The organism is Noviherbaspirillum sp. UKPF54, from assembly GCF_007874125.1.
GTDB lineage: Bacteria > Pseudomonadota > Gammaproteobacteria > Burkholderiales > Burkholderiaceae_D > Noviherbaspirillum.
In genome coordinates this window covers 495,810-521,736 of record NZ_CP040128.1, presented here as the reverse complement: position 1 = coordinate 521,736, position 25,927 = coordinate 495,810, and the positions used below count along the sequence as shown (strand labels likewise).

Annotated in this window: 26 protein-coding genes; 6 read left to right on the top strand and 20 right to left on the bottom strand. The window is 64.4% G+C overall.

All coding sequences use genetic code 11. From position 1 onward, the window contains the following. Positions 1 to 55: 55 nt before the first annotated feature. The 5 genes from FAY22_RS02455 to FAY22_RS02435 all read right to left on the bottom strand — a co-directional run bounded on the left by FAY22_RS02455 (position 56) and on the right by FAY22_RS02435 (position 3,992). Complete coding sequence (locus FAY22_RS02455) at positions 56 to 871, bottom strand: DUF2334 domain-containing protein (protein ID WP_146328757.1); 816 nt, start codon at positions 869 to 871, stop codon at positions 56 to 58. Next, positions 858 to 1,970: a glycosyltransferase family 1 protein gene (locus FAY22_RS02450; protein WP_168204741.1), complete on the bottom strand. Its 1,113-nt coding sequence runs from the start codon at positions 1,968 to 1,970 to the stop codon at positions 858 to 860. The genes FAY22_RS02455 and FAY22_RS02450 overlap by 14 nt, the downstream gene beginning before the upstream one ends. 91 nt (positions 1,971 to 2,061) lie before the next feature. Next, positions 2,062 to 2,661 carry a DUF938 domain-containing protein gene (locus FAY22_RS02445; protein WP_146328755.1) on the bottom strand — a complete coding sequence of 200 codons (600 nt, stop codon included), beginning with the start codon at positions 2,659 to 2,661 and terminating at the stop codon, positions 2,062 to 2,064. 41 nt (positions 2,662 to 2,702) lie between these two features. After that, positions 2,703 to 3,452 (bottom strand): Mut7-C RNAse domain-containing protein, encoded by a 750-nt coding sequence (locus FAY22_RS02440; RefSeq protein WP_146328754.1) that lies wholly within the window; start codon positions 3,450 to 3,452, stop codon positions 2,703 to 2,705. A 3-nt stretch (positions 3,453 to 3,455) separates the two neighbouring features. Beyond that, a complete protein-coding gene (locus FAY22_RS02435) occupies positions 3,456 to 3,992 on the bottom strand; it encodes a phasin family protein (RefSeq protein WP_168204740.1) in 537 nt (178 codons plus the stop codon). Between the two features lie 245 nt (positions 3,993 to 4,237). Between FAY22_RS02435 and FAY22_RS02430 the strand changes: the two genes are divergently transcribed. Next, positions 4,238 to 5,077 (top strand): universal stress protein, encoded by an 840-nt coding sequence (locus tag FAY22_RS02430; RefSeq protein ID WP_146328752.1) that lies wholly within the window; start codon positions 4,238 to 4,240, stop codon positions 5,075 to 5,077. 31 nt (positions 5,078 to 5,108) lie between these two features. On the opposite strand, the gene FAY22_RS02425 is transcribed toward FAY22_RS02430, so the two are convergent. Both FAY22_RS02425 and FAY22_RS22565 read right to left on the bottom strand, forming a co-directional pair. After that, a complete protein-coding gene (locus FAY22_RS02425; protein WP_168204739.1) occupies positions 5,109 to 5,630 on the bottom strand; it encodes a hemerythrin domain-containing protein in 522 nt (173 codons plus the stop codon). Positions 5,631 to 5,828: 198 nt separating this feature from the next. Next, positions 5,829 to 7,526: a methyl-accepting chemotaxis protein gene (locus FAY22_RS22565; protein ID WP_146328750.1), complete on the bottom strand. Its 1,698-nt coding sequence runs from the start codon at positions 7,524 to 7,526 to the stop codon at positions 5,829 to 5,831. Positions 7,527 to 7,824: 298 nt separating this feature from the next. On the opposite strand from FAY22_RS22565, the gene FAY22_RS02415 reads away from it, so the two are divergent. After that, on the top strand, positions 7,825 to 9,087 hold the full coding sequence (locus FAY22_RS02415) for a putative Na+/H+ antiporter (protein WP_146328749.1): 1,263 nt from the start codon (positions 7,825 to 7,827) through the stop codon (positions 9,085 to 9,087). A 5-nt stretch (positions 9,088 to 9,092) separates the two neighbouring features. Here FAY22_RS02415 and FAY22_RS02410 read toward each other — a convergent pair whose 3' ends face one another. The 8 genes from FAY22_RS02410 to FAY22_RS02375 form a co-directional block, all read right to left on the bottom strand. Next, positions 9,093 to 9,467 carry a DUF1850 domain-containing protein gene (locus tag FAY22_RS02410; RefSeq protein WP_146328748.1) on the bottom strand — a complete coding sequence of 125 codons (375 nt, stop codon included), beginning with the start codon at positions 9,465 to 9,467 and terminating at the stop codon, positions 9,093 to 9,095. After that, positions 9,464 to 11,566, bottom strand: a complete 2,103-nt coding sequence (locus tag FAY22_RS02405; RefSeq protein ID WP_146328747.1) for a TRAP transporter permease — start codon at positions 11,564 to 11,566, stop codon at positions 9,464 to 9,466. Before FAY22_RS02405 ends, FAY22_RS02410 begins: the two co-directional genes overlap by 4 nt. 100 nt (positions 11,567 to 11,666) lie before the next feature. After that, positions 11,667 to 12,626, bottom strand: coding sequence for a TAXI family TRAP transporter solute-binding subunit (locus FAY22_RS02400; protein WP_146328746.1), 960 nt, complete (start codon positions 12,624 to 12,626; stop codon positions 11,667 to 11,669). A gap of 192 nt (positions 12,627 to 12,818) precedes the next feature. After that, positions 12,819 to 13,223, bottom strand: coding sequence for a hypothetical protein (locus FAY22_RS02395; RefSeq protein ID WP_146328745.1), 405 nt, complete (start codon positions 13,221 to 13,223; stop codon positions 12,819 to 12,821). A gap of 24 nt (positions 13,224 to 13,247) precedes the next feature. Then, positions 13,248 to 14,549: a nitrate/sulfonate/bicarbonate ABC transporter ATP-binding protein gene (locus FAY22_RS02390; RefSeq protein ID WP_146328744.1), complete on the bottom strand. Its 1,302-nt coding sequence runs from the start codon at positions 14,547 to 14,549 to the stop codon at positions 13,248 to 13,250. Positions 14,550 to 14,562: 13 nt separating this feature from the next. After that, positions 14,563 to 16,293, bottom strand: coding sequence for an ABC transporter permease subunit (locus FAY22_RS02385; protein WP_146328743.1), 1,731 nt, complete (start codon positions 16,291 to 16,293; stop codon positions 14,563 to 14,565). A 17-nt stretch (positions 16,294 to 16,310) separates the two neighbouring features. Next, a complete protein-coding gene (locus FAY22_RS02380) occupies positions 16,311 to 17,627 on the bottom strand; it encodes a carbohydrate porin (protein WP_246860629.1) in 1,317 nt (438 codons plus the stop codon). A 560-nt stretch (positions 17,628 to 18,187) separates the two neighbouring features. After that, positions 18,188 to 18,529, bottom strand: coding sequence for a hypothetical protein (locus tag FAY22_RS02375; protein ID WP_371417340.1), 342 nt, complete (start codon positions 18,527 to 18,529; stop codon positions 18,188 to 18,190). 357 nt (positions 18,530 to 18,886) lie between these two features. Between FAY22_RS02375 and FAY22_RS02370 the strand changes: the two genes are divergently transcribed. The 4 genes from FAY22_RS02370 (at position 18,887) to FAY22_RS02355 (ending at position 20,372) form a co-directional block, all read left to right on the top strand. After that, entirely contained in the window at positions 18,887 to 19,090 is a 204-nt protein-coding gene (locus tag FAY22_RS02370) for a CsbD family protein (RefSeq protein ID WP_146328742.1), read from the top strand. A 77-nt stretch (positions 19,091 to 19,167) separates the two neighbouring features. Next, on the top strand, positions 19,168 to 19,719 hold the full coding sequence (locus tag FAY22_RS02365) for a hypothetical protein (RefSeq protein ID WP_146328741.1): 552 nt from the start codon (positions 19,168 to 19,170) through the stop codon (positions 19,717 to 19,719). Positions 19,720 to 19,753: 34 nt separating this feature from the next. Continuing rightward, positions 19,754 to 20,041 carry a hypothetical protein gene (locus FAY22_RS02360; RefSeq protein WP_146328740.1) on the top strand — a complete coding sequence of 96 codons (288 nt, stop codon included), beginning with the start codon at positions 19,754 to 19,756 and terminating at the stop codon, positions 20,039 to 20,041. 61 nt (positions 20,042 to 20,102) lie between these two features. Beyond that, on the top strand, positions 20,103 to 20,372 hold the full coding sequence (locus FAY22_RS02355; RefSeq protein WP_040039440.1) for a GlsB/YeaQ/YmgE family stress response membrane protein: 270 nt from the start codon (positions 20,103 to 20,105) through the stop codon (positions 20,370 to 20,372). A 128-nt stretch (positions 20,373 to 20,500) separates the two neighbouring features. Here FAY22_RS02355 and FAY22_RS02350 read toward each other — a convergent pair whose 3' ends face one another. From FAY22_RS02350 to FAY22_RS02330, 5 genes are all read right to left on the bottom strand, one after another. Next, positions 20,501 to 22,213: a long-chain fatty acid--CoA ligase gene (locus FAY22_RS02350; protein WP_146328739.1), complete on the bottom strand. Its 1,713-nt coding sequence runs from the start codon at positions 22,211 to 22,213 to the stop codon at positions 20,501 to 20,503. A gap of 102 nt (positions 22,214 to 22,315) precedes the next feature. Then, positions 22,316 to 23,080, bottom strand: coding sequence for an SDR family oxidoreductase (locus FAY22_RS02345; RefSeq protein WP_146328738.1), 765 nt, complete (start codon positions 23,078 to 23,080; stop codon positions 22,316 to 22,318). A gap of 11 nt (positions 23,081 to 23,091) precedes the next feature. Beyond that, a complete protein-coding gene (locus FAY22_RS02340; protein WP_146328737.1) occupies positions 23,092 to 24,324 on the bottom strand; it encodes an acyl-CoA dehydrogenase family protein in 1,233 nt (410 codons plus the stop codon). Positions 24,325 to 24,372: 48 nt separating this feature from the next. Then, positions 24,373 to 25,143: an SDR family oxidoreductase gene (locus FAY22_RS02335; protein ID WP_146328736.1), complete on the bottom strand. Its 771-nt coding sequence runs from the start codon at positions 25,141 to 25,143 to the stop codon at positions 24,373 to 24,375. A gap of 3 nt (positions 25,144 to 25,146) precedes the next feature. Beyond that, a complete protein-coding gene (locus tag FAY22_RS02330; RefSeq protein ID WP_146328735.1) occupies positions 25,147 to 25,869 on the bottom strand; it encodes a histidine phosphatase family protein in 723 nt (240 codons plus the stop codon). Between the last annotated feature and the right edge of the window lie 58 nt (positions 25,870 to 25,927).

The window sequence follows — 25,927 nt, the reverse complement described above, 5'->3', positions numbered from 1 at the left end:
TCGTCCTGCTCCACTCGACAAGCGGGCCCTCAGCCGCATATCAAGCAGGACAGGCTCACTCCCGCTGCGCTGCCAGCGCCGCCCCTGCGCCCACCGCCTCGGGCGCGCCGGCAAGGCTGGCCTGATAGGCATTCGCGAATGCCGCTTTCGTCATGGCGCGTCGGCCTTCCAGCGCCGACTCGATCATCCGGTAGAAATGCCGCACGATGTCGGGATAGCTGGCGTCGATTGGATGCAGGCTGATGCGCAACAGCGGATTGTCCGTCAGCGAGCGCAGCAGCATGGCATTCCATGCGCACGACATCTGGCGCCGCCATGAGCTGCGCACCGTGTAGACCAGGCTTTGCGAATGCAGCGCGCAACCGTTGCGCAGCAGGTGAAAGCGGCGCCGCGTCGTGGTATAGGTGAACGGGAAATCGGCCAGCGCGCGCCACCCGCCCTCGCCCATCAGCCAGGCCGGCGCGACGAATCCCTCCAGCGGCCAGCCGCGTTGCGCGAACCAGTCCCAGCCGAGCCGCAGGCGGCGCCGTGCCTCGTCGCTGTCGATCGCATAAAACTCGCCTTCGCGGCGGGTATAAATTTCCCGCACAAAGCTGTCGCGCCAGCCCTGAGCCCGCGGCGCCTCGTCGAGATGGGTATAGCCGTGCAATACCAGCTCGTCGCCGCGCGCGAGCCGATATTCGAGCGCCCGCTCGAAGCGGCGGTTGCAGGCATGGCGCTGGCGATGGTAGGCCGGCACGACCAGGAGGCTGACCGGAATGTCGGCCACCGAGCGCACCGCGCGCAACAGCCGCTCGCACTGCAGCCAGGTGGCGGGCGCGACGTCGTGGATCGACACGCATACCGCGCGCAAGGGCTCAGTCTGGTGCATACGAGCTTCCTACGCCGAACTCCACCTGGCGGTGGGCGGCAAACAGGCTGGCGTAATGACGCATCAATTGCGGGAGGACCCGGCTCCAGTCGTATTGGGCGGCAGTGCGGCGGTGCGCGTTGCGCCCCAGCGCGCCGATGTCCTTTTCGTACAGATGGCGAATGCCTTCGGCCAGCGCCGCCGCGCTGCCGGGCCGCACCAGCACGCCGCTGCTGTCGTCGATCAGTTCGCTGATGCCGCCGGCATCGGCGCCGACCACCGGGATGCCGCATGCCATGGCTTCCAGCACGATCAGGCCGAAGGTTTCCTGGTCGCCCGGATGCACCAGCATGTCGCAGCTCGCGATCAGGCCGGCCAGCGCGGCGGCGTCGCGCTGGAACGGCAGGTAGGTCACGCGGCTGGCGGACGGCAGGGCACCGCCGCTGCCGATCATGACCAGGTGGTAGGGATCGCCCAGGCGGCGCACCGCGTCGAGCAGCAGGGGAAGGCGCTTTTCGCGCGTGAAGCGGCCGGCGTAAACGAGCAGCCGGGTTTGCTCCGGCAAGCCCAGCTCCCGCCGCAGCGCCGGATTCCTGCGCGTCGGGGAAAACATCCGCATGTCGACGCCAAGCGGCTGGTGGCGCGCCTGCGCGATACCCATGTCGTGCAGTTGCTTCGTCACCGTCCGGCTCGGCGCGAGCACCATGTCGAAGTGCCGGTAGAGCGAGCGCATGTAGCGGCTGGCAAGGCGCTGCGCGGCGGGGCCGAAACGGTGCGCGATCAGGCGCGGCAAGTCGGAATGGCAAAAGCCGACGGTGGGTGTGCCGGTGCGGTCGCGCACGCGCAGCGCCGCCCATGCAAGCTGATAGGGATCGCCGACCTCGATCAGGTCCGGTTGCAACTGCTGGATTTTATGCGCAGCAATGCGGCATGACAGCGGCATACGGTAACCCTTGGCATAAGGAATCGGCAGGCTCGGCACGCCGATGAAACGCGCCCCCTTGGCTTCGATCATGGATGGCGCGACCACGACATGCTCGATGCTCGTCTGCCGCGCCAGCCAGTTTCCTTTTGCGGTCAGGTAGGTGCGTACACCCCCGCTTTCCGCTGTATAAAACATCGTGACGTCGACAAAGCGCAATTTGAGATGGGCTGTTGATAGTCAATGCGCACACCGTAGCTGATATTCCGGCACCGCAGGTTGAGTTGTCTCAATCCGCGCCGGTACGCCAGATGAGCAGTCGATTGTTGGCCGGCATCGCGTGATCTGCCAGCAGCGTCATCCCCTGCTCTGCCGCAAGCGCGTTGACCGCCTCGAAGTCGCGTATCCCCATGTGCGGCGCCTGCATCTTCAATGCTGCATCGAATTGCGCGTTGCTGGCGCTGGTGAATCGGCCGCCGAAATTGAACGGACCATACACGCAGGCAAGGCCGCCGGGACACAGCACGCGCCCGATTCCCGCGAACATCGCCTGCACTTCGCGCCACGCCATGATGTGGCAGGTATTGGCGGAAAACACGGCATCGTACGGGCCGCGCGGCCATTCGCCGGACGCGACGTCGAGCGCCAGCGGCGGGAGCACGTTGGGCAGGCGCGCCTCCTGCTGCCAGGCGAGGATACTGGCGTGATTGTGCGGCAAGTCGCTGGTCTGCCATTGCAGGTGCGGCAGTTGCGCGGCGAAATACACGGCGTGCTGCCCGGTGCCGCTGCCGATCTCCAGCGCTCGTTTACTTTCGGCGAGCAGTGGGCGCAGCACCGCCAGGATCGGTTCGCGGTTGCGCTCGCAGGCTGTGGAGAATTTTTTGTCCATTGGGAATGTGAAAAAAGCGTTCCTGCGCCGGTAGCGCCGGCCTACTCCTCGGCATCTGCCGTCCCCAGCATGCGCGCTACGCGAAGGCGCATGCGTTCCACATGCGAGCCTTCCCAGTACACTTGCGCGCAATCCTGGCACTCGTAGAAGCGTTCGTAGAACTGGCGGCTATGCTGCGGCACGCGGTGTTCGACGGCGGCCTTTTCCACCGTGCGCAAAACGCCGTTGCAGCTCAGGCAGCGGCTGAAGGCGCGCGCCAGGGGCGCCAGGTTGAAGCGGCCGAACACTTCGGCGATCTGCGCATCGCACGAGATGGCGTGCAGATAACAGCCGTAGATGATTTCCTTGCGTATCAGCAGGTCGCGGTCGCGCGTGAGCACGATGCGATCTTGTTCCGCCGAAATGCGCGCGACCGTGGCATCGCTGTAGTCATTGCGATACAACACGTCGAAGCCGAGCATGCGAAGATTTTTCGCCAGCTGCCCGAGGTGGGCATCGGCGATGAAGCGTTCCGGTGGCAGCGGCCGCAGCCGGGGCAGTGCCGCCGTATCGATGGCGGTAAAGCACGGATAGACGCTGACCGATTCGCGGTCATGCAAACGGTGCGAAAAATCGACCGGCGCACCGTCGACCAGGATCAGGTCGACTTCGGTATGCGGCACGCCGAGCGCTTCGATCATGTGCTTGACGGAAGCATCGCGCGAGCAGGCGTGCGCCACGCGGCGCTGCCGCTGCGCCGGCGGCAGGAAATTGTTCAGCTCGGCATAAAAGCGGAAGCTGGCGGTGACCACAGGTCATCCACGTCTCGCGCGCACGGCGCCGGCCGAGCGCACCATGGGGGGTGCATCCTCCGTTTTCTGGCGCGCGGCCTCCCGGGGCGCGGGCGCGGTCGCGCCGGCGGGACCGGCCACGGACTGGACCAATGCTTCCGCCAGGGCAACGCCGGGCAGCGCCGCCTGGTCGAGATCGGCCAGCAGGTCGAGCAGTCGGCGGTTGCAGTCGGCGATGCGCATGCCGAATTCCTTGATGAAGGCTTCCTGTGCGCTGGAGGCGATATTCGCCAGATAATAGCCGTAATCAAACACTCTTTCCGAATTCGGCCTGGCCTGGGCGGCAGCCAGTTGGAAAAATTGCCGTGCGTTTTCCGCCGCGGCGAGTTGTCGCGCAACCAGGTTCGACTGTTCGAAAGTGGCTCGCGCAAGATTGAGATGCAGGTCGCTCAAGCGTTCGATGCTGTCGACGGCCTTGTCCGCCAGCATGGCGGTGGTCGACAATTGCGAATCCAGTTGCGCCATCGCCGCTTGCGACACACGGTCCCGGACTGAATGCATGCTGTCTCCTTTTTGTCTTGCCATTCCCGCATGCTATTGCTGCGGGCGGCAAAACTCCTTTCATCGGTTCCATTTATTCTAAGTAAAGGTCTCCTGAAATCAAGGCCATGGCGGGATATCGCTTGATCTTGCCGACCTGTTTGACGCCCATCAAATTTTCCCGCCTACCTCCTTGTTTGGCGTGAAAAGGCGGGTCTAAGAAACTATTCGGAGTCTTTTCCAGGGCCGCGCCGCCGGAGAATGCCATGCCCTACAAAACCGTGCTCGTCCATGTGGATGAATCGGCCCATGCGAGCGAACGCATCAAGATCGCCGCCGCCATCGCGATGGCGGAAAACGCCCACCTGATCGGCACGGCCATGACCGGCGCCTCGCGCTACCTGGTGCAGGCGCGCATGCTGGCCGAACTCGATCCGAACCTCAGGACGCATCTCGATTTCCTGCATGCGCGCGCCATGCGCGGCCTCGACGATTTCGAGGCAACGGCGCAAAAGCTCGGCCTGACCTCGTTCGAAAAGCGGATGGTGGATGACGAAGCGGGCGGCGGCATTTGTCTGCAGGCACGCTACGCCGACCTGGTGGTGATCGGGCAGAACGATCCGAACGAACTGTCGCCGGTGGTGATGCCGGACTTCCCTGAATACGTGGTGCTGTATTCCGGGCGCCCGGTGCTGCTGGTGCCGTACTCCGGCCACTTCGAGGGTATCGGCAAGCATGTGCTGGTCGCCTGGGACGCGAGCATGCCGGCCACGCGCGCGGTGAGCAGCGCCATTCCGCTGTTGCGGCGCGCCCAGACCGTGCAAGTCGTGGTCTTCAACCCGCATGTTCGGCCACAGGCTCACGGCAACGTGCCCGGATCGGATATCGCGCTATACCTGGCGCGGCACGAGGTCAGGGTGGAAGTCGTGCAACGCAGCGCCGAACACGACATCGGCCTGGCGCTGCAGGCGCTGGTATCCGAGTTGCAGGCGGATTTGCTGGTGATGGGCGGCTACGGCCACGCGCGCTTTCGCGAAATCCTGCTGGGCGGCGTGACCAGTACCGTGCTGGAGACCATGCGGGTGCCTGTGCTGATGGCGCACTGAGCACGCGCAGCGGGAATTGCCGCGCTGCCGCCTATGCGCCGGGACGCTTCGCGCCGCGCTGGGCACTGTCGCGCGCGCGGGACGCCGCCATGTTCGATTCGAATGCCTGCATCTGTAGCCCGATCGCCTGCAGGTCGAGGTTGGCCTGGCGTATCGCCGGGAACAGTTGCTGCTCCTCCACCTGCATATGCCGCAGCACATCATCGCGCAACTGCTGGAACAGGCGGTCGCATTGCGGATCGCCGGCATCCATGCCCTTGAGCTGCTGGACCATCTGGTCGACCTGCTCGTGATCGTTCTTGCACTGCTCGACCAGCGCGGCATCGGCCTGCGCGACCGCCGGATAAAACGTCGATTCTTCCAGCGCGGAATGCATTTCCAGCAGTTCCAGAATGCGCCGGCCGGCTTCCTGCTTGACTTGCCGGTCCTGGGTGTTGCCGTACCGGTCGAATAACTGTCTCACAAACTGGTGGTCTTTTTCCAGTGCCTGCATGGGCTGGTCTACGGGAAACGCGCCTTCTCCCCGTGTGCCGATAGGATCATCCGTCATCATTCGTTTCTCCATTCGTCGCCGAGCGACCAAAGTTGAACAATCGAGCGCCCGCCGCATGTGCCGCGGGCGTCTGCTTGGATGCAAAAGCGTCTACGGAATTCCGCCCGATCGGAAATACATGCATGCATAAAAAAACCGGGCTCCCTGCTACAGGGAACCCGGCTTGCTTTCGTGCCGGATGCGCTTAGCGCGGAGAAACTAGAACTCGGTCCAGTCTTCGTCGTTGCCGCGCGGCGCATTGGCGATGCGCTTGGGGCTCGGAACCGGGGATGCCGGACGCGTCTTGGCGAGCGGAATCACGTGCGCGGAAGGCGCAGCCGCAACCTTGACGGCGGCCGGCGCGGCCTGCGGCAGGTCGTTGAGCTTGAACACGCTGACCACGTGCGACAGGTTGACCGCCTGCTCCTGCAGCGAGGCAGCCGCCGCCGCGGCTTCTTCCACCAGCGCCGCATTCTGCTGGGTGACCTCGTCCATCTGCGCGATCGCCTGGTTGACCTGCTCGATGCCGTCGGTCTGCTCCTTGCTGGCGACCGAGATCTCGCCCATGATGTCGGTCACGCGCTTGACGCTGTCGACGATCTCTTGCATGGTCGCGCCGGCCTGGTCGACCAGCTTGGCGCCGGTGTCGACCTTTTCCACGGAATCGTCGATCAGCGACTTGATTTCCTTGGCGGCCGCGGCCGAGCGCTGCGCCAGTTGCCGCACTTCGGTGGCGACCACGGCGAAGCCCTTGCCCTGCTCGCCGGCGCGCGCGGCTTCGACCGCCGCGTTCAGCGCGAGGATGTTGGTCTGGAAAGCGATACTGTCGATGACACCGATGATGTCGACGATCTTCTTGGCCGACTCGTTGATCGAGCCCATGGTATCAACCACCTGCGACACCACGGCGCCGCCCTTGACCGCCACTTCCGAAGCCGACATTGCGAGCCGGTTGGCCTGGACGGCGCTGTCGGCGTTCTGCTTGACGGTGGAGGTCAGCTCTTCCATCGAGGACGCGGTTTCTTCCAGCGAACTGGCTTGCGTTTCGGTGCGCGCGGACAAGTCCATGTTGCCGGACGCGATCTGGCTGGACGCGGTGGCGATAGTCTCGGTGCCGCCGCGCACTTCGCTGACGATGCGCACCAGCGCCTCGTTCATTTCCTTCAGCGCCTGCAGCAGCTGGCCGGTTTCGTCGCCGCTGGTGACCTCGATCTTGTTGGTCAGGTCGCCGGCCGCCACGCTCCTGGCGACCTTGACCGCATCGGCCATCGGCTTGGCGATCGCGCGCACCAGCCAGATGCAGATCACGGAGCCCAGCAGCACCGAGAACAGCATGCCGCTGGCGCAGGAGTTGCGCACCCAGCGATAGCGCACTTCGTTTTCCTCGAAATCCTTCTTGCCCATGTCGAGCTGGTATTGCACCAGGCTGTTGGCGGCATCGCTGATCGCCTGGGCCTGCGGATTCATCTTGTCGCGCATGATGCCGCCAGCCTTGGCGACATCGGCTTCACGCAGGGCGGCCACCGCCGGCTTCAATCCTTCCTCGACGAAGCTCTTGCGGGCGGCGATGAATTTGTCCGCCAGCTCCTTTTCCTTCGGAGACAGCGATGATGTCATGTAGGCGTTCCACAGCTGGCTGATCTGCCCGATGCGCTGATCGACGCCATCCATTTCCTTGCCCACGCTCGCCGGGTCGGCGGTCAGTGCCTGTGCCACCGCCAGCTCATTGGTCTTGATCAGGCGGATGATCTGGTCCAGCTGCCCGGTCGGCACCAGCCGTTCCTGGTAGCTTGCCTTGACCGCTTCGTTGGACATGTACAGACTGGACAATCCGATGATCGCCCCGGCGATACACATCAGCGACAGGAAACCGACGACAAAAATCAGCCGGGCCCTGATAGTGAGATTCTTGAACACGCGTACTCCCCTTATTTCTACCTGTTTTTGGTTGCGCAAGACGCCTGCGGCACAAATGTTGCCTCATATCAATATGATGCATGCAGGATATGTGCCGCAAGGATGAAAAACCTTGATTCCGGTCAATATTATCATTGCGCTTAATGCCTAAAGGCAACTTCTCTCCCCGCACGGGCCCGGACAAGGACGCATCGCTGCCCCGATGCCGTGGTCGGCATAACAAATCCGTATCGGTACGGCCTGTACAATGGCGGTCCCGCCGCCCGCCATCGGCGCGGTATAACACCTATTCAATGTAATGAGCGCCCCCCACCTGACCGAATACGCCGGAGCGATCATCTTCGGGCTGGCCGTGCTGCACACGTTCGGCGCCAAGTGGTTCGACCATCTCTCGCATGCCGGCGGCAGGCACGCCGGCCTATGGCATCTGCTGGGCGAAGTGGAAGTGGTGTTCGGCTTCTGGGCGCTGGTCCTGGTGCTGTTCATGGCGCTGGCAACGACTCCCGCGGACGCGGTCGGCTACCTCGACGGGCAGGACTTCACTGAGCCGCTGTTCGTGTTCGCCATCCTGGTCATCGCCAGCACCCGCCCCATCCTGCACCTGGCGAGGGGCCTGGTGGACCGGACCGCGCGCCTGATGCCGCTGGCCGAGCCGATCGCCTGCTACCTGGTGTGCCTGACGCTGGTGCCGCTACTGGGATCGTTCATCACGGAGCCGGCGGCCATGACACTGGCGGCACTGATATTGCGCGACCGCTATTTCGCCGCCGGCGTGTCCGAGCGCCTGAAGTACGTCACCCTCGCGATCCTGCTCGTGAACGTGTCGATCGGGGGCGTGCTCACGCCATACGCTGCACCGCCGGTACTGATGGTGGCCGACAAATGGGGCTGGGACATCGCTTTCATGAGCAGCGTGTTCGGCTGGAAGGCCGCCGTCGCCGTCGTCGTCAACGCCGCGGCCGCGGCCTGGCTGTTCCGGCGCGAACTGGCCCGGCTGGGGCTGCCGGCGGGGCAGGCCGCACAGTCGCCGATGCCGGCAGCCGTCGTCCTGATCCACCTGTTGTTCCTCGCCGGTACGGTCGTCTTCAGCCACCATCCGCCGGTATTCATGGGGCTGTTCCTGTTCTTCCTCGGATTTACCGATGCCTACAAGCGCTACCAGGAACCGCTGCTGCTGCGCGAAGGGCTGTTGGTCGCGTTCTTCCTGGCCGGGCTGGTGGTGCTGGGCGGGCAACAGCGCTGGTGGCTGCAGCCGATCATCGGCGGCCTGGATTCGGTCGTGCTGTTCGCCGGCGCCACCGGCCTGACCGCGATCACCGACAACGCCGCGCTGACCTATCTCGGATCGCTGGTGGAAGGCATCTCCGACAGCGCCAAATACGCGCTGGTGGCCGGCGCTGTCACCGGCGGCGGGCTGACCGTGATCGCCAACGCGCCCAACCCGGCCGGTTTCGCGATCCTGCGCGAGTCTTTCGACGAGCAGTCGATCAATCCGCTCACGCTGTTCCTGTCTGCATTGGGGCCCACCGCCGTGGCGGCTGCGTGTTTCCTGCTGCTGTAATCGAGCTAATCACAAGGCGCCAGTTCCACCTCCGGCGCTGCTTCCACCGGGCCTACGATGTCTGCCATGGCGCGGCAGGCGCCGTCCCAGCACAGCTGGTAATCGGCGACATATGGAGAGCGCGCCAGGCGCACGCGCGGCAGCGGCGGCAGCGCCGGCACGTAATGCCAGACGCCATCCTGCAGCCGCGCGCCCTCGGGCGGCTCCATGCCGGCGCCGGAACCGCGGATGCGCGACTCGACCAGCTGCAGCCGGCCGCCGGCGATGCGGTAATCCTCTTCCCAGCGGATCTTTTCGATGGAATGAGTCCAGGCCAGCGTGAACGTTTGCAGCGGCAGCGCCACCGTCAGCGCGGCGGCCGCCACGCAGAGCGCGCTCATGCGACCGCCAGCCGGCGCCGCTGCATGACTTGCCAGATGAAGAACGCCGCGGTCAGCGCAAAGCCGATCTGGTCGGTCAGCGGTACCGCCGCCACCAGCAGCGCCGCCGACACGACGGCAATCAGTCGCTCCAGCGGTTTCAGCGGCGTCCACAGGTAACCGACCGAAGCCGCGCCCCACAGCCCGATCGCCAGCAAGGCCTTGCACACCACGTAAGCCACCGTCACGACCGTGAGTTCCCCCTGCAGCATCAGCGCCGGATCGTAGACCGCCATGTACGGAATCACGAAACCGGCAATCGCGATCTGCGTAGCCTTGAAGCCGATCTTCATCGGCGAGTCCTTGGCGATCGACGCGGCGGCGAACGCGGCCAGCGCCACCGGCGGCGTCAGGTCGGCCATGATGCCGAAGTAGAACACGAACATGTGCGACACGATCAGCGGCACGCCCAGCTTGAGCAGCGCGGGCGCGGCGATCGAGCTGGTGATGATGTAGTTCGGGATGGTCGGGATGCCCATGCCGAGGATCAGGCACACGATCATGGTCAGCAGAAGCGACAGGAACAGGCTGTTGGCGCCGACGTCGAGGATGAAGCCGGCGAAGCTCGACGCCGCGCCGGTCAGCGTCAGCACGCCGATGATCACGCCGACGATGGCGCAGGCCAGGCCCACCGCCAGCGCCTGCTTGGCGCCGTCGACCAGGCTCGACTTCATCGTGTGCAGCGTCTTCCTGCCGCCCTTGATCCACAAGCAGGCCACGGCCAGCACCGCGATGATCGCCAGCACCGGATAGATGCCCAGCTTCACGAAGGTGGCGGCGCCCAGGCCCAAGGCTACCCAGAACACGTAGCGGAACGCCGTGCCGGACAATTGCGCGGCGATGGCGGCGCCGAGAATCAGGATCGCGGTCAGCGCCAGGCCGGTCATGCCGGCGAACATCGGCGTGAAGCCGTGGAACAGCATGGCCACCAGCGCCGCCAGCGGCAGGACCAGGTACCAGTTCTTCTTCAGCGCGGCGAGCGGGCTGGGGCACTGCTCCTTCGGCAAGCCGGTCAGTCCCGCGCGCCCCGCCTCCAGGTGCACCATCCAGAATGCGGTCACGTAGTACAGGATGGCGGGAATGGCCGCCGCCTTGACGATGTCGACATAGGGCACGTTGAGCGTTTCGGCCATGATGAAGGCCACCGCGCCCATCACCGGCGGCATGATCTGGCCGCCCATCGACGAGGTCGCTTCCACCGCGCCGGCGAACACCGACGAATAGCCGAAGCGCTTCATCAGCGGGATGGTGAACTGGCCGACGGTCAGCACGTTGGCCACGCCGGAGCCGGAAATGGTGCCCATGAAGCCGGACGAGATCACCGCCACCTTGGCCGGCCCGCCCTTGGCCTGACCGACCAGGCCGAGCGCGATTGCGTTGAACAGGTTGATCATGCCGGCATGTTCCAGGAAAGCGCCGAACAGGATGAACAGGAAGATGTAGGTCGCCGACACCATGGTCGGGATGCCGTAGATGCCCTCGGTGCCGGTGAATAGCTGGCCGATGACCTGGTCATAGCCGAAGCCGCGGTGCGCGATCGCGTCCGGCAGGTATTGCCCGAACAGGCCGTACAGCAGGAAGGCGCCGCACACCAGCGGCAGCGCCAGGCCGAGGATGCGCCGCACCGCCTCGAACACCAGCACCACCACGATCGTGCCTACCACCAGGTCGGCCGTGCTCGGGTCGCCGGCACGCTGGATCAGGTCGGCTTCGAAAATCCATTGATAGGCGCCGAGCGCGAATCCGCCCGCCGCCAGCAGCCAGTCGTACCAGGGGATGCGGTTGTGCTTGCCGAGCTTGAGCGCCGGATACAGAAGGAAGCACAGCATCAGCAGAAAGCCCACGTGCAGCGAGCGGATCACCAGGCTCGACAGCGGATGAAAGGCGGCGACCACCAGCTGGTAGCCGGAAAAGGCCAGGGCTGCCGCCGTCAGGATTTTCAGCGGCAAGCCGCCCAGATGGCGCTGCACGCCGTGTTCCTGGAATTGCTCGCTTGCGGCCGGCGCGGCGCCGCCCGCAGCGCCTCCGGGCGGGGCCGCGTGAAGATTGAGTTCGGACATTGAACGTGCTCCTTGATGGAATGGCGGCACGGGTCGGCCGGTTCGTGCATCGGCGCATCACGATGCGCCATGCCGCCGCCCGCACTCTGTAATGATGGTCTTACTTGATCAGGCCGGCCTCGCGGTAGTACTTCTCGGCGCCCGGATGCAGCGGCACCGGCATGCCCTTGATCGCGGTGTCCTTCTTGATCGCCTTGGCGGCGGCATGCGCCGCCATCAGCTGGTCGGTATTGTCGAAGATAGCCTTGGTCATCTTGTAGACCGTATCGGCCGGCACGCCCTCGTGCGTGACCAGGAAGTTCTGCACATACGCGGTCGGCACGTCGACCGCCTGGCCTTCATAAGTCCTGGCCGGGATCACGCCGGACTGGTAGGCCGCGTCGCCCACCTTGGCCACTACCTCGGCCGGCACCGGCACCACCACGATCCTGACCGAGGTGGCCAGGTCGCGCAGCGAGGACACGCCAAGGCCGGCCGACTGCAGCGTCGCGTCGAGCTGGCGGTTCTTCATCAGTTCCACCGATTCGCCGAACGGCAGGTACTCGACCTTGGCGAAATCCTTGTAGGTCATGCCGGCGGCCTTGAAGATGGCGCGCGCGTTCAGCTCGGTGCCGGACTTGGGCGCGCCGACCGAAATGCGCTTGCCCTTGAGGTCGGCCAGGGTCTTGATGCCGGAGTCGGCGGACGCGACGATCTGGATGTAGTTGGGATAGATGCCGGCCACGCCGCGCAGCTTTTTCAGCGGCGCCTTGAAGCCGGCTTCCTCGTCGCCCTTCCAGGCATCCGACAGCGAGTCGCCCAGGGAAAAGGCGAGTTCGCCGCGCCCCGCCTGCAGCAGGTTCAGGTTCTCGGCCGAAGCCTTGGTCGCCTGCACCGAAGTCTTCGCATTCGGGATCGCCTTGGCGTAGTTCTGCGACAGCGCCACGCCCATCGGGTAGTACACGCCGCTGGTGCCGCCGGTCAGGATGTTGATGTACTGCTGCTGCGCGAGCGCCGGCGCCGCCGCCAGCAGCGCCACGCCAGCCGTCGCCAGCAAGCGGCGAAGGAATACAGAAACCATGGTCATCTCCTCTATCGAATCGTTATTAGTGACGCTATTGGCCTGTCATGCACATTCGGTAGCCAGACCAATCGTGCCTCGACCATTGTATTCGGAGTCGACCGATGGGGTGTATCGGGAGTAATACGGAGGGATAAGTATCTGAAAAGTAACGTTTTTATTCCAACCGGCGCAGGCTCCCCTACGCGAAAACTAGTACTTCCTTATCTTGAAATCGTGCTGCAGCACGATCCTGGTGGCGGCGATCAGGGGGCTCAATCCGAGCACCAATTGCGTCAGCGTGTGTCCCGGCAAGGCCCAGATGCGCGCAGGCGGCGCTTCGACGCCGGTCGCGGCGCTGAGCAGCGGCGCGACCCACTCCGCTTCCGGCGTCACATCCAGCAGTACGTCGCCGTCGGACGTGGTGTGCAGGTAGATTTCCCCGCCGTGCCCGAGCCGGAAGCAGATGCCGTAGCCGACGGCGCGGGTATTTTCGATCGCGCGCTGCAGTTCGCGGTTGTAATTATCGATCCAGGCCTCGACGTCATAGGTTGTCGCAAGCACGATCCACGGGCGCTCGGCGGGCTCCACGGATTTTCCGCTGTCTGCCTCTTGCATGAAAGTCCTTTTCAATTCCGTTAGTCACTCTTCTTCGCTGTCCGGCAGCTTGAGCCGGCCGGTATGGTAATCGTATTCGTACGCCTCGCCGTAGCGTCCCCATTCGATGGCGACCTGCAGCACGCGCTTGGCTTCGTCCGCCTTCAGGAATTCCTCCAGCAGCTCCAGGAACGGTTTCTCCGGCAGCGTGCCGCTCTGCTCCGCTTCCAGCCGGTGCCGGATATGCGCCGCCAGCGGCACGTGCGTGAGCAGCTGCTGGCCGAAAATCTCCTGCCTGAGCGCCTGGTCGGCCTCGGCGTAGCGATGCCCCAGCGGCGTGAGCGCGATGTCGCCCTTTTCCACCTGCGCCAGCGCCAGCAGGCCGAGCGCCTCGTAAGCCGGGAACAGCTCTTCGTCGGGGAGCTCGGCTTCCTGCGCCAGCTGCGGCAAGTCGGCGCGGCCGTTGAACGGGGCGTCGGCGAGCAGGTCGAGCACGCCCTCGATGTGCTCGACATCGGTGTCCGGCAGGCGGTAGCCCAGGTGCATGCGCGCCAGAACCTCGGCCGCCGCCTCCTGCGCCGGGCGCATGGTCATCAGCCCGTAGACCTCGTCCACCAGCCCCCTGACCTCGACCGAATCGGCGTTGCGCGGGCGCGGCAGGTCGATCCGGAATTCGCTGCGGATCCGGCCCGGGTCGCTCGACAGGATGATGATGCGGTCGGCCATCATCACCGCTTCCTCGATATTGTGCGACACGATCAGCATGCCCTTCGTCGGCATGCGCTGGCTGTCCCACAGCTCCAGGATGTCGTCGCGCAGCGTCTCGCCGGTGAGCACGTCGAGCGCGGAGAACGCCTCGTCCATCAGCAGCACGTCGGGGTCGGTCACCAGCGCGCGCGCGATGCCCACGCGCTGGCGCATGCCGCCCGACAGTTCGCGCGGCAAGGCGCCGCCGAAACCGGCCAGACCCATCAGCTCCAGCATCGCGTCGGCGCGCCGCTCGCGCTCGGCCGGCGGCATGCCTTGCGCTTCCAGCCCGAGCTCGACGTTCTGCTGCACCGTCAGCCACGGGAACAGCGCGAACGACTGGAACACCATCGCGATGCCGCCGACCGGCCCGCCGATCGCCTGCCCGCGATACGCGGCGCGGCCGGCGTCGGCCGGGATCAGGCCGGCCATGATGCGCAGCAAGGTCGACTTTCCCGACCCCGACTTGCCCAGCAGGGCGACGATCTCGCCCTCCCGCAGCGCGAAGTCGACCGACTCCAGCACTGTGCGCGGCGCGCCGTCGGCCGAGCGGAACGACTTGGCGACGCCCTTCAGTTCGATCAATTCATTGCGGCTCATCACATCATCCTCATCATCGGCTGCGGTCTTCGGCCAGCAGGTACAGCTTGCGCCAGAAGAAACGGTTCAACAACATCACGAATACGCACATCACGCCGATGCCCAGCGCGATCCGGTGAAAATCGCCGGCATCGGTCATCTGCTTGATATAGCTGCCCAGCCCGTCGGCCACCAGCGTGGTCTTGCCCCAGGTGACGTACTCGGCCACGATGCTGGCGTTCCAGGAGCCGCCGCTGGCAGTAATGGCACCGGTCAGGTAGCTCGGAAATACCGCCGGCAGGTACACGCGCTTCCATTTGAGCCAGCCCTTGAGGCCGAGGTTGTCGGCCGCCAGCCGCAGTTCGGTCGGGATAGTGGAGGCGCCCGCCACCACGTTGAACAGGATGTACCACTGGGTGCCGAACACCATCAGCGGACTCAGCCAGACATTCGGGTTGAGGCGGAACGCCACCAGGGCATAGACCACCAGCGGGAACAGCAGGTTGACCGGGAACGCAGCCAGGAATTGCGCCACCGCCTGCACCCGCTGCGAATACTGCGGGCGCAGCCCGATCCAGACCGCGACCGGCACCCACACCGCCGACGCCAGCCCGATCAGCAGCATCACGCGCAAGAGCGTGACAATGCCCAGGCCGACCACATGCGCCGCTTCGCCCCAGCCGACGTCGCTATGGATGTAGACGACCAGCCGGATCGCTGCCAGCGCGGCAGCGACGACCACCAGCGCATCCCAGGCGCGCGGCAGCCACGCCGGCCGCTTGCGCGCGCGCTGGTCGCCGGCACGCTGCGACGCACCGCCGAACCAACCCAGCGCGCCGCGCATGCGGGCCCAGAACCGGTCGGAAAGCGCGCGCATCCAGCGGCTGCGCCGTATCCAGTCGAGCAGCCACGACTGCTGCGCGGTCTCGCCCTGCGACTCCTCGAAACGGAACTTGTCGGCCCAGGCCAGCAGCGGCCGGAAGAACAGCTGGTCGTACAGCACGATGCCGGCCAACATGGCGGCGATCGCATAGGCGATGGCGCGGCCGTTTTCCTGCTCGATCGCAGTCGCGATCCAGGCGCCGATGCCGGGCAGCTTGATGTCCTGCCCGGCCACCGAGATCGCCTCGGCCGCCACCAGGAAGAACCAGCCGCCCGACATCGACATCATCATGTTCCACAGCAGGCCCGGCATGGCGTACGGCAGTTCCAGGCGCCAGAAGCGCTGCCAGGCCGACAGGCGGAACACGCGCGCGGCCTCGTTGAGCTCGGACGGCACGGTGCGCATCGATTCGTACAGGCTGAAGGTCATGTTCCACGCCTGCGAGGTGAAGATCGCGAAGATCGCCGCGCATTCCACGCCCAGCAGGTTGCCGGGAAAGAGTGCGATGAAGGGAGCGATTGCGATCGCCTGGAAACCCAGGATCGGCACCGACTGCAGGATGTCCAGGATCGGGATCATCACCTTCTCGGCGGCGCGGTAGCGCGCGGCGACGGCGGCGAACGCGAACGAAAACAGCAGCGAAAAGCCCATCGCCGTAAACATGCGCAGGATGGTGCGCAGCAGGTAGTACGGCAGATAGATCGGATCGAGTGCGATCTCGGTCGGCTGGCCGACGACAAACGGCCGGGTCATTTGCATCGCACCGAAGGCGAGCGCGGCCAACAGCGCCAGCACCAGCGGCAGCAACGCCCAGTCCCAGCGGTTGGGGCGCGCCGCCAGCCAGTCGCGGCCGCTGCGTTGCGGATCGAACAGATCGAACATGTTGGCCTTTCTCTATCTTAATATTCGGCGTGCAGCCGGAGCGATGCTACCTTGACCGGGCCGCGATCGGCGTTATACGCGGGATTGCCGATACGCTGGAAATCGAACGTCAGCCAAGCCTGACGCGCCAGCGCGACGCTGTAGTATGCCTCCGCAATGGTTTCCGGGCGATAGTTCAGGCGGCCGTCGCCGATGAACGCGCCCAAGCCGCCCGCCGCCAGATAATCGCGGTGCGCGCGCGACAGCCCGTTGCGCACCAGCGCGACGCCGACGGTATCGGCCGTGCGCTTCCAGGCGGCCCCCTTGAGCGCCCCGCCCAGCGAAACCGAGCGCTCGATTTCGGTGAAGGCGTAGGTTTCGGTGCCGCCGTCGTTGCGGCTGGCCCGCGCAAACACACCGAGATCGGCCGTCAGGTTCTGTTCAGCGCTGACGCCGAAACCGCGCTTGATGTTGTCCTTGCGCACCCGAGCCACATCGGGTATGCCGCCGTTGACCGCGGCATCGGCCAGCGCGTCGCGGAAACTGCCCATTTCAGCCTTGTTGCGGAAGGCCAGCAGCCGCAGCTTGCCGGGCTGCTGGCCGATGCTGTACGCGTGTTCCAGTTCCACCTGGTCTCCATAATGGGCAAAGATGCGCGTATCCAGGGGCAGGCCGTTGGATTCGGCCGGCTGCATGAAGCGCCCGGCGCGCACCGCCCAATCATCGTGAAAATATTCGAGTACAGCGCCCCAGGTATAGCCGCGCGCGTCGCCCGCATAGTCGTATGCGCCGTGCGCCAGCAGTGCCCAGTTCAGGAACTGGGCGCGGGCGTCGTGCGCGTAGGCGCTATTATCGAATACATCAGTGACCGCGAAATTGCCGGCGGTGAGCACGATGCGGCGCTTGTCGACCGCGCCGGCCAGCCGGTTGGCGTCCGACTCGACCTCCTGCCTGTCGCCGCCTAGGCCCCAAGTCTGGCGCAGGAACAGCCGCGCGCGGTACAGCGTGGGGTTGGGGCCGCTGGTTTTCTGCTGTTCGCCGTTGGTCATGCCGCCCAAGCCGTGCAAGCCCGACAGCGGCACGCCCTGCACGACTTCCGGGTCGAAATACAATTCCCCGCCCCGCCAGGGCCGCCAGCCGAAGGCGGCGTCGGCCGAGAACGAATAGCTTTTCTCGCGCTCTGGACGCAGGCTGTTGGCGCCGGAATAGGCTGCCGCAAACGCCGGTTTGGCCTGCCAGACATAGGTCGCCTGGAATTTGGCATTCCATGTTTCTTCGCGCTGCTCTTGAGCGCGGGCAGGCTGCGCCGCCATGAGCGCGGCAGCCAGCAATAGTGTTGCGCGGGTTGTGAACATCGGCACCTCCGTTACTGCTCAACGAAAAGCACCTCTCATCAGTACTTGCCATCCTCGCTGCGCAATGCGCAACATGTTCCGCGAGCCGGGCGCGGCTGACAAAAGGATCTCGCCGCCACCGTCCCGGGGCGACACTGCATAGATGTTTTTGGAACTCGGAATATTCCGGGGCGAACCGGAACATCGGGATACCGTCATTCGCCTGCGGCGCGACGACGGCAGGAGGAAGAAAGTCCTGCGTTATCTTGCCGAGGCAGAACCGGAGCGACTCCGGCAACAACTACCACTCGAACAAGTGCCCATGAAAGGGGGCTCCATGAAATGAAAACAGGCGGATTCTATTTGCGTATCGTTTATTCCGTCAAGGAAAAATATTCCCGGTCAGCGCCATGCGCCGTCCTTGCCGACGGAACGCCGCAAGAACAGCGCCGGGCGCACGCAACATGCCTTTCACCGGCTTCGCATGGCAGGCGACAGAGCCGATGAAAGGCGCGCAAATGAACAAGCCGGTATTCGCTTTAGCGAATACCGGGCGGTCCTGCCCGAGGCAAGGGCAAATATCAGTGCAGCGCGCTCTGCTGTTGCGCCGACGCGTCCGGTGCAGCCGGTTTCGGCTTGCCCTGTGCGTCGCTCAGGCGGTACTTGGTGCGCCGGTCGCCCATCAGGTCGCGCAATTCGCGAATGCTCATGTTGGTGGTCTCGTGCATGCGGATCAGCAGCGAAGCGCCGATCGGCAGCCGGCGGTGCCGGATCTTCGAGATCACCGGCGGCGCCACTTCCAGCATGCGCGACAGCGCCGCATCGTTTTTCAGGTTCATCTTCTCCAGCAGGGTATCCAGCAGGCGGTTCGGATCGTAGGTTTCCTGCCCTGCCAGCGCGTGTTCAGTCAGTTGTTCAGCCATGATGTACTCCTCGGGAAATGTGAAAGCTGTACTCCGGTGTAACAAATGACAGCTTGTCCGTGATTAAGTTTCCGAATGCAATAGATATTGTTTCAAAATATTTCGAAAACTTTTTCACCGCGCGCAAACTCTTGCTGCGCAACCAATCCAAACGCCATGAAGCTGACGTCCGGCAGCTTTTCTCCCGCGCCCTGTATTGTTTTCAAAAGTCATTGGAACATTTACACCGGTTATGCCCGTTATTCCGGCTTCTGATATGACGTTCAACAGGCACAGGATTTGCACCGCTTCTGGCGCCGCACGCATCCATCGGCAACACGGATTGTTCGAGGCGGGTTATTTCATCAGGAGGTCAACATGAATTGGGACACTGTCGCCGGCAACTGGACGCAATTCAAGGGCAAGGTGAAGGAACAGTGGGGCAAGCTGACTGACGACCAACTCGACATGATTGCCGGCCAGCGCGATCAGCTGGCGGGAAAGATCCAGGAAGCATACGGCATCAGCAAGGACGAAGCGGAAGACCAGATCACGCGCTTTAAAAACCGGGGCCTGCATTGATGCCCGCGCCGCGCCGCCGGCGATGAGCGCGGCACCAATCACGTTTCTCTCGCAACTAACTAGAAAGGAGCTGGAAGATGAAGACTGCATTCGCCACCCTGCTGCTTGCCGCCGCCGCGTTCGGCCTGGCCGGGCCGGCCGCCGCCGCCAGTGACGCCGCCAAGGCAGAGTACAAGCATGCCAAGGATACCGCAGACGCGGATTACAAGGCTGCAAAGGAAAAATGCGACGCTCTCAAGGGCAACGACAAGGATGTGTGCGTAGCCGAGGCCAAGGCCACGCGCGACAAGTCCAAGGCGGCCGCCGAAGCGAAGTACAAGGGCACGCCGAAAGCGGCAGCGGACGCGCGCAAGAAGGAAGCCGATGCCGACTACGCAGTCGCCAAGGCCAAGTGCGATGCGATGAAAGGCAATGAGAAGGACGTCTGCGTCAAGGAAGCGAAGGCTAAGCAGACCGCCGCCAAAGCCGACGCCAAGGCCGAGGGGAAATCCGCCCAGGCACGCAAGGATGCGCGTGAAGACAAGGACGAGGCCGCCTACAAGGCCGCACGCGAGAAATGCGACAGCCTGTCCGGCGCGCAGAAGGACAAATGCGTGGACGAAGCGAAAGCCAAGTACAAGCATTCGTAACGCCGCGCAGCGTGCGGCAAGGGCTGGAGCGTCCATGATGGAACGCGATCGGAACCAGGTACCGGTGATCTGCATCTCGCCCGGCATCAATGGCAGATGGGATGTATCGGAAAAGGAATCGGAAGAACCGCTTGCGTCATTTGACGAGAAGGAGGATGCCTATGACTATGCCACTGACTTGACGGCGTCGAAACAGGGCGCGACCGTGCTGATCGAGGACGAAGTCGGCTTCTCGCCGCTTCCGTTCCGGCGCGGCGGCGGCGCATCGGAACGGAACGACGGGCATATCGCAGGCTGGCCGCGCGTTCCGGGGACAGGCTGAACCATTTCAACAGCGGCCAGTCTATTTCACATAGCAGTTTTTCAACATACTGGAGGTTTATATGAACTTCATTATCTGGATCGTCGTAGGCGGTATTCTGGGCTGGCTGGCCAGCCTCGTGATGCGCACCGATGCGCAGCAAGGCCTGCTGCTCAATATCGTGGTTGGCATTGTCGGCGCGCTGCTCGGTGGCTGGCTGCTGGCGCCTCTGTTCGGCACCGGCACCATCAACCAGAACGACTTCAGCATCTCCTCGCTGCTGGTGTCCTTCCTCGGCGCGGTGGTATTGCTGGCGATCGTGAATTTGCTGCGCCGCGGCACGCCGCGCTAGCCGGGCCGTTACCGCGGGTTCTGCCCGCGGTTGTCTTTGGGGGCGAACGTCTTCGGTGTCGAACATCTGGTGCGGGACTGTTTCATGGCCTGAGTCCCGCACATCGACACCTTCTCGACCCCTTCCCTTCAGGCCGCCGCTCCTCCCTTCGCGCCCTTCCTCGCCTCTTCCTCGTACAGCTCTTTCTTCGACAATTTCCCGACCGGAGTCCTGGGCAACTGGTCGCGGATTTCCAGCGACTGCACCATCTCGTGCTTGCCGAGACGACGCTTGAGGAAAGTCTTGAGCTCTTCCAGCGTGAAATGCGGCGCCCCCGGCTTCAACGTGACAAATGCCTTGGGCGACTGGCCGCGGTACGCATCCGCAATGCCGATCACGCTCACCTCCGCCACGGCCGGATGCTCGTAGATCGCTTCCTCGATATTGCGCGGGTAGACGTTGTAGCCACCGCACAGGATCATGTCCTTGGTGCGGTCGACGATGTAGACGAAGCCATCCTCGTCCATGTAGCCGACGTCGCCGGTGCGGAAAAATCCGTCCGCCGTCATCGCCTCGCGCGTGGCCAGCGGCTTTTTCCAGTAGCCTTTCATTACGTTCGGGCCCTTGATGCACAGCTCGCCGCGCTCGCCCAGCGGTACTTCCCGCGCCGGATCGTCGACGCCGACGAACTTGAGCGTCACGCCCGGCATCGGCATGCCGCACGATCCCACCTTCTGCATCCCGTACACGGGCGTGAAAGTGCCGGTGGGCGACGTCTCGGTCATGCCCCAGCCCTCGACCAGGCAGCAGCCGGTCAGTCGTTGAAAGCTCTGGTTGACCTCGACTGGCAGCGGCGCGCCGCCCGAGCCGCAGAATTTCAGCGAGCTCAGATCGTAGTCGGCGATGCCGGGGTGATTGATGATCGCGGTGTACATGGTCGGCACGCCGGGGAAGATCGTGATCTTCTTGGCGGCGAGATCCTTGACCACCGCCTCCAGCTCGAAGCGCGTATGCAGCACCAGCTCGGCGCCCATGCGTATGCCGAACAGCATGTTGACCGTCAGCGCGTAGATATGAAACAGCGGCAGCACCGCCAGCACGCGCTCCCGGCCCTCTTCCAGCACCCGGGGTTCGCCGCTGACCGTCGCATGAAACTGGCTGCATGCGGTAGTCAGGTTCGCGTGCGTAAGCATGGCGCCCTTGGGCAAGCCGGTGGTACCGCCCGTGTACTGCAATACCGCGATCGCCTCGTCCAAATCGGCGATCGGATACGGCTGGTAGACGCCGTCATTGTCCAGCAGCTGCGCGAAACGCAGGTGCCGCTCGTCGGACGCAACCGCGGCCAGCTGTTGCGCCTCCTGCAAATGGGCACGCACGGCATCCGGCGCGGCGCTCATTTCCGCGATATCCCCGATCACCAGCTTCTTCAGGCGCGTGCCGCCGAGCAGCCGGTCCATCTGCGGATACAGCGCAGCCAGGTCGAGCGTGACGATGAAATCGGTCTCGCTGTCCTCGACCTTATGTTCCAGCACTTTTTCGGCGTCGAGCGGCGAATAATTCACCACCGTGCCGCCGGCTTTGAGCACGCCGAAAAAACTAATGATGTAGTGCGGCGTATTCGGCAGGTACAACCCGACATGCACGCCCGGCTTGACGCCGAGCCGCTGGAAACCCTTGGCCGCGCGGTCGGCCAGCGCCTGCAATTCCCGGTAAGAGATGCGCTTTCCCATGAATTCGAGCGCAGGAAGATCCGGCCATTTCCGCGCCGCGTCGTCCAGCAGCTGCGGTACCGGCATGACCTGCAGGTCGGCGTTCCAAAACACGCCCGGCGGGTAGGATTTCATCCAGGGGAATGGCGTCATTTCGCGTTTCATCGTTTAGTCTGCCTCTTTATTCTCTTGTAAACGAAAAAACTCCCTCCCCCATTATCAGGGGGAAGGAGTAACCAGTTTTGGAATAAACATTTAGATTGCGGTCAGGCCGCCGTCGACAGCCAGCTGGTGACCGGTCACGAACGACGCCGCGTCCGAGCACAACCACAGCACCGCGCCCGCGATCTCGGCGGCTTCGCCGATGCGCCCGATCGGGTGCGCGCGCACGATATGCTTTTCGCGGCGCGGCTCGCGCTCCAGGGCACGCTCCAGCATCGCCGTGCGGATCACGCCGGGGCACACCGAATTGACGCGGATGCCGGCCTTGCCGTACTCCGCCGCGGCGGTCTTGGTCATGCCGACCACCGCATGCTTGCTGGCTGCATACACGCCCTGCAAGGGTGCGCCGACCAGCCCGGCGACCGACGCGGTGTTGACGATCACGCCGCCGCCCTGCCTGAGCATCTGGCGGATTTCGTGCTTCATGCACAGCCACGCGCCTTTGACGTTGATGCCCATGATGCGGTCGAACAGCGCTTCCTCGCATTCGCCGATCGGCTTGCTTTCCTCCTCGATGCCGGCATTGTTGAATGCGCAGTCGAGCCGGCCGTAGGCCGCGACCGTTTTCGCCACCAGCGCCTCCACCTCGGCATCGCGCGACACATCCGCCTGGACGAAGATGGCTTCGCCGCCGGACTGCCTGACCAGGGCGACGGATTCCTCGCCCGCCTGCGCGCTGATATCGGACAGCACCAGCCGCGCACCGGCGCGCCCGAAGGCGAGCGCGGTGGCGCGACCGATGCCGCCGCCGGCGCCGGTGACCAGGACGGCTTTCCCGGCAAAGTTTTGCTCCGGCATGGCGGCCCCGCTCACTGCGCCGGCTTGGCCGGCTTGTACTTCGCCAGCTCCAGCTTGCCGACCTGGTTGCGGTGCACCTCGTCCGGGCCATCCGCGATGCGCAGCGTGCGCGCGTTGGCGTAAGCGTGCGCGAGGAACGGATCGGCCACGCCGGCGCCGCCGTGCGCCTGGATCGCCCAGTCGATCACCTTGCACGCCATGTTGGGCGCGGCGACCTTGATCATGCCGATTTCCTTCAGCGCCGCCTTGTTGCCGACCTTGTCCATCATGTCGGCGGCATTGAGCACCAGGAAGCGCGCCTGGTCGATCATGATGCGCGCCTCGGCGATGCGCTCCAGCGTCACGGTCTGCTCGGCGATCGGCCGGCCGAACGCGACGCGCTTCAGGGTGCGCTTGCACATCTGTTCCAGCGCGCGCTCGGCCAAGCCGATCAGGCGCATGCAGTGGTGGATGCGGCCCGGCCCCAGGCGGCCCTGCGCGATCTCGAAGCCGCGCCCTTCGCCCAGCAGGATGTTCGATACCGGCACGCGCACGTTTTCAAACAGCACTTCGCCGTGGCCGTGCGGCGCGTCGTCGAATCCGAATACCGGCAGCGGGCGGATGACGGTCACGCCGGGGGTGTCGCGCGGCACCACGATCATCGACTGCTGCTTGTGCTTGCTCGGGTTGTCCGGGTCGGTCTTGCCCATGAAGATGAACACCTTGCAGCGCGGATCGTTGGCGCCGGACGACCACCACTTGCGGCCGTTGATCACGTAGTGATCGCCGTCGCGCACGATGCGGCTTTCGATGTTGGTCGCGTCCGACGACGCCACCGCCGGCTCGGTCATCGCGAAGCAGGAACGGATCTCGCCTTCCAGCAGCGGTTTCAGCCATGTTTGCTTCAGTTCCTCGCTGGCGTAGCGCTCCAGCGTCTCCATGTTGCCGGTGTCCGGCGCGGAGCAGTTGAACGCCTCGGCGGCCCAGCCTGCGCGGCCCATGATTTCGCACAGCGGCGCATATTCGAGGTTGGTGAGACCCGCGCCCTTGTCGGACTCCGGCAGGAACAGGTTCCACAGGCCGGCGGCCTTGGCCTTCCGCTTGAGGTCTTCCATTACCTTGGTCGGAATCCAGGCGTCGCCCTTGGCGCGGTTTTCCGCGATCTCGTCGAAGAAGGCTTTTTCGTTCGGATAGACGTGCTCGTCCATGAACGCATTGAGGCGCTTCTGCAGTTCCTTTACCTTGGGGCTGTAGTCAAAGTCCATGTTTCACTCCGTTGTGTATGCGCCAGGCGCGATTGTGTTTTTTGCTGCTTAACCGATCAAATAGCCACCGTCGACATTGATGCAGGTGCCGGTGGTGTAGCTCGATGCATTCGACGCCAGGTACAGCACGGTGCCGGCCATCTCGTCCGGCTGCGCCACGCGGCGCATCGGCACGTGCGGCATCATGCGGTTCAGCACGGCCGGGTTGTGCACCAGGGCGGCGGCGAACTTGGTGTCGGTCGGCCCCGGCAGCAAGGCGTTCACGCGCACGCCGGAGGCCGCGCATTCCTTGGCGAAGGCCTGCGTCATCGAAATCACGGCCGCCTTGGTGATCGAATAGATGCCCTGCCCTTCGCCGGGGATGACACCGTTGACCGAGGCGACGTTGACGATGCTGCCGCCGCCGTTCTTCGCCATCAGCTTGGCGCCATGCACCGAGCTGTAGAAATAGCCGCGGATGTTGACATCGACCGTCTTCTGGAACGACGACAGGTCGGTATCGACGATCGGGCCGAAGTACGGGTTGGTGGCGGCGTTGTTGACCAGGATGTCGAGCCGGCCGTGCTTGCTTTCGATGGCGGCATACATCGCCTCGATCTGCGCCATTTCGCCGATATGGCAGGCGATCGTCTCGGCCGAGCCGCCCGCTTCGCGGATGGCGGCTACGACGGCGTCGCACGACTCCGCCTTGCGGCTGGAGACGAGCACGTGCGCGCCGTAAGCGGCCAGCGTCCTGGCGATCGATTCGCCGATGCCGCGCGAGGCGCCGGTCACCAGCGCGATTTTTCCTGAGAGGTCGAACAGGTTTGCGTTTGTCATAGGTTAGCGATAGGTGATGGTGTGCGGCTGCCCGAGCCATTCGAGATGGGCGTAATTGTTGAGATAGCTGAGCGACACGCGGCGCGACGGCGCGCCGCCCGACTGATAGAGCAGCTTGGTAAGGCCGCAGTTGGCCAGCGTCCAGTTCAGCTGCGCCATCTGGCGATCCTCCAGCCCGAGCACGTGCTGGCAGATAGTGGCGATGGTGCCGCCGGAGGTGAACACGATGATCGATTGCGACTTGTCGGCGCCTTCCACCAGGTGCTGCAATCCGCGCACGCAGCGCTGGCGGAATTGCATCCAGGTTTCGCGGTAGTCGGCGTCATGTTCGCCGCTCATCCAACGCGTCATCGCGGCCTGGAAGATTTCCTGGAACGCGTGGCGCGCATCCGGGCTGGCGGCCAGGAAGCGTTTGATCTCGGCAGGATCGTCGAACGGCGGATGGTGCCGCACCAGCACTTCGTGGTGGTCGTACTCGTTGAAATCCGGATCGGTGTGCCAGTCGGTATCGACCCGGTGCGCCTTGGGCAGCACCGCCATGCAGGCATCCGCCGTCTGCCGGTGGCGCTTCAGGGCGCCGGTGACGACGCGATGGAATTTCTGGCGCGAATTGGCAAACCATTCGCCCAGCAGGCGCGCCTGTTCCAGGCCGAGTTCCGACAACTGGTCGTAGTCCGCGCTGCCGAACGATGCTTGTCCGTGCCGGACCAGGTAGATTTGTCCCATGCCGAGCGTGTCTCCCCAAACTGCCGCCGCATTCGGCGGGTTGTGAAGAGCATATCGC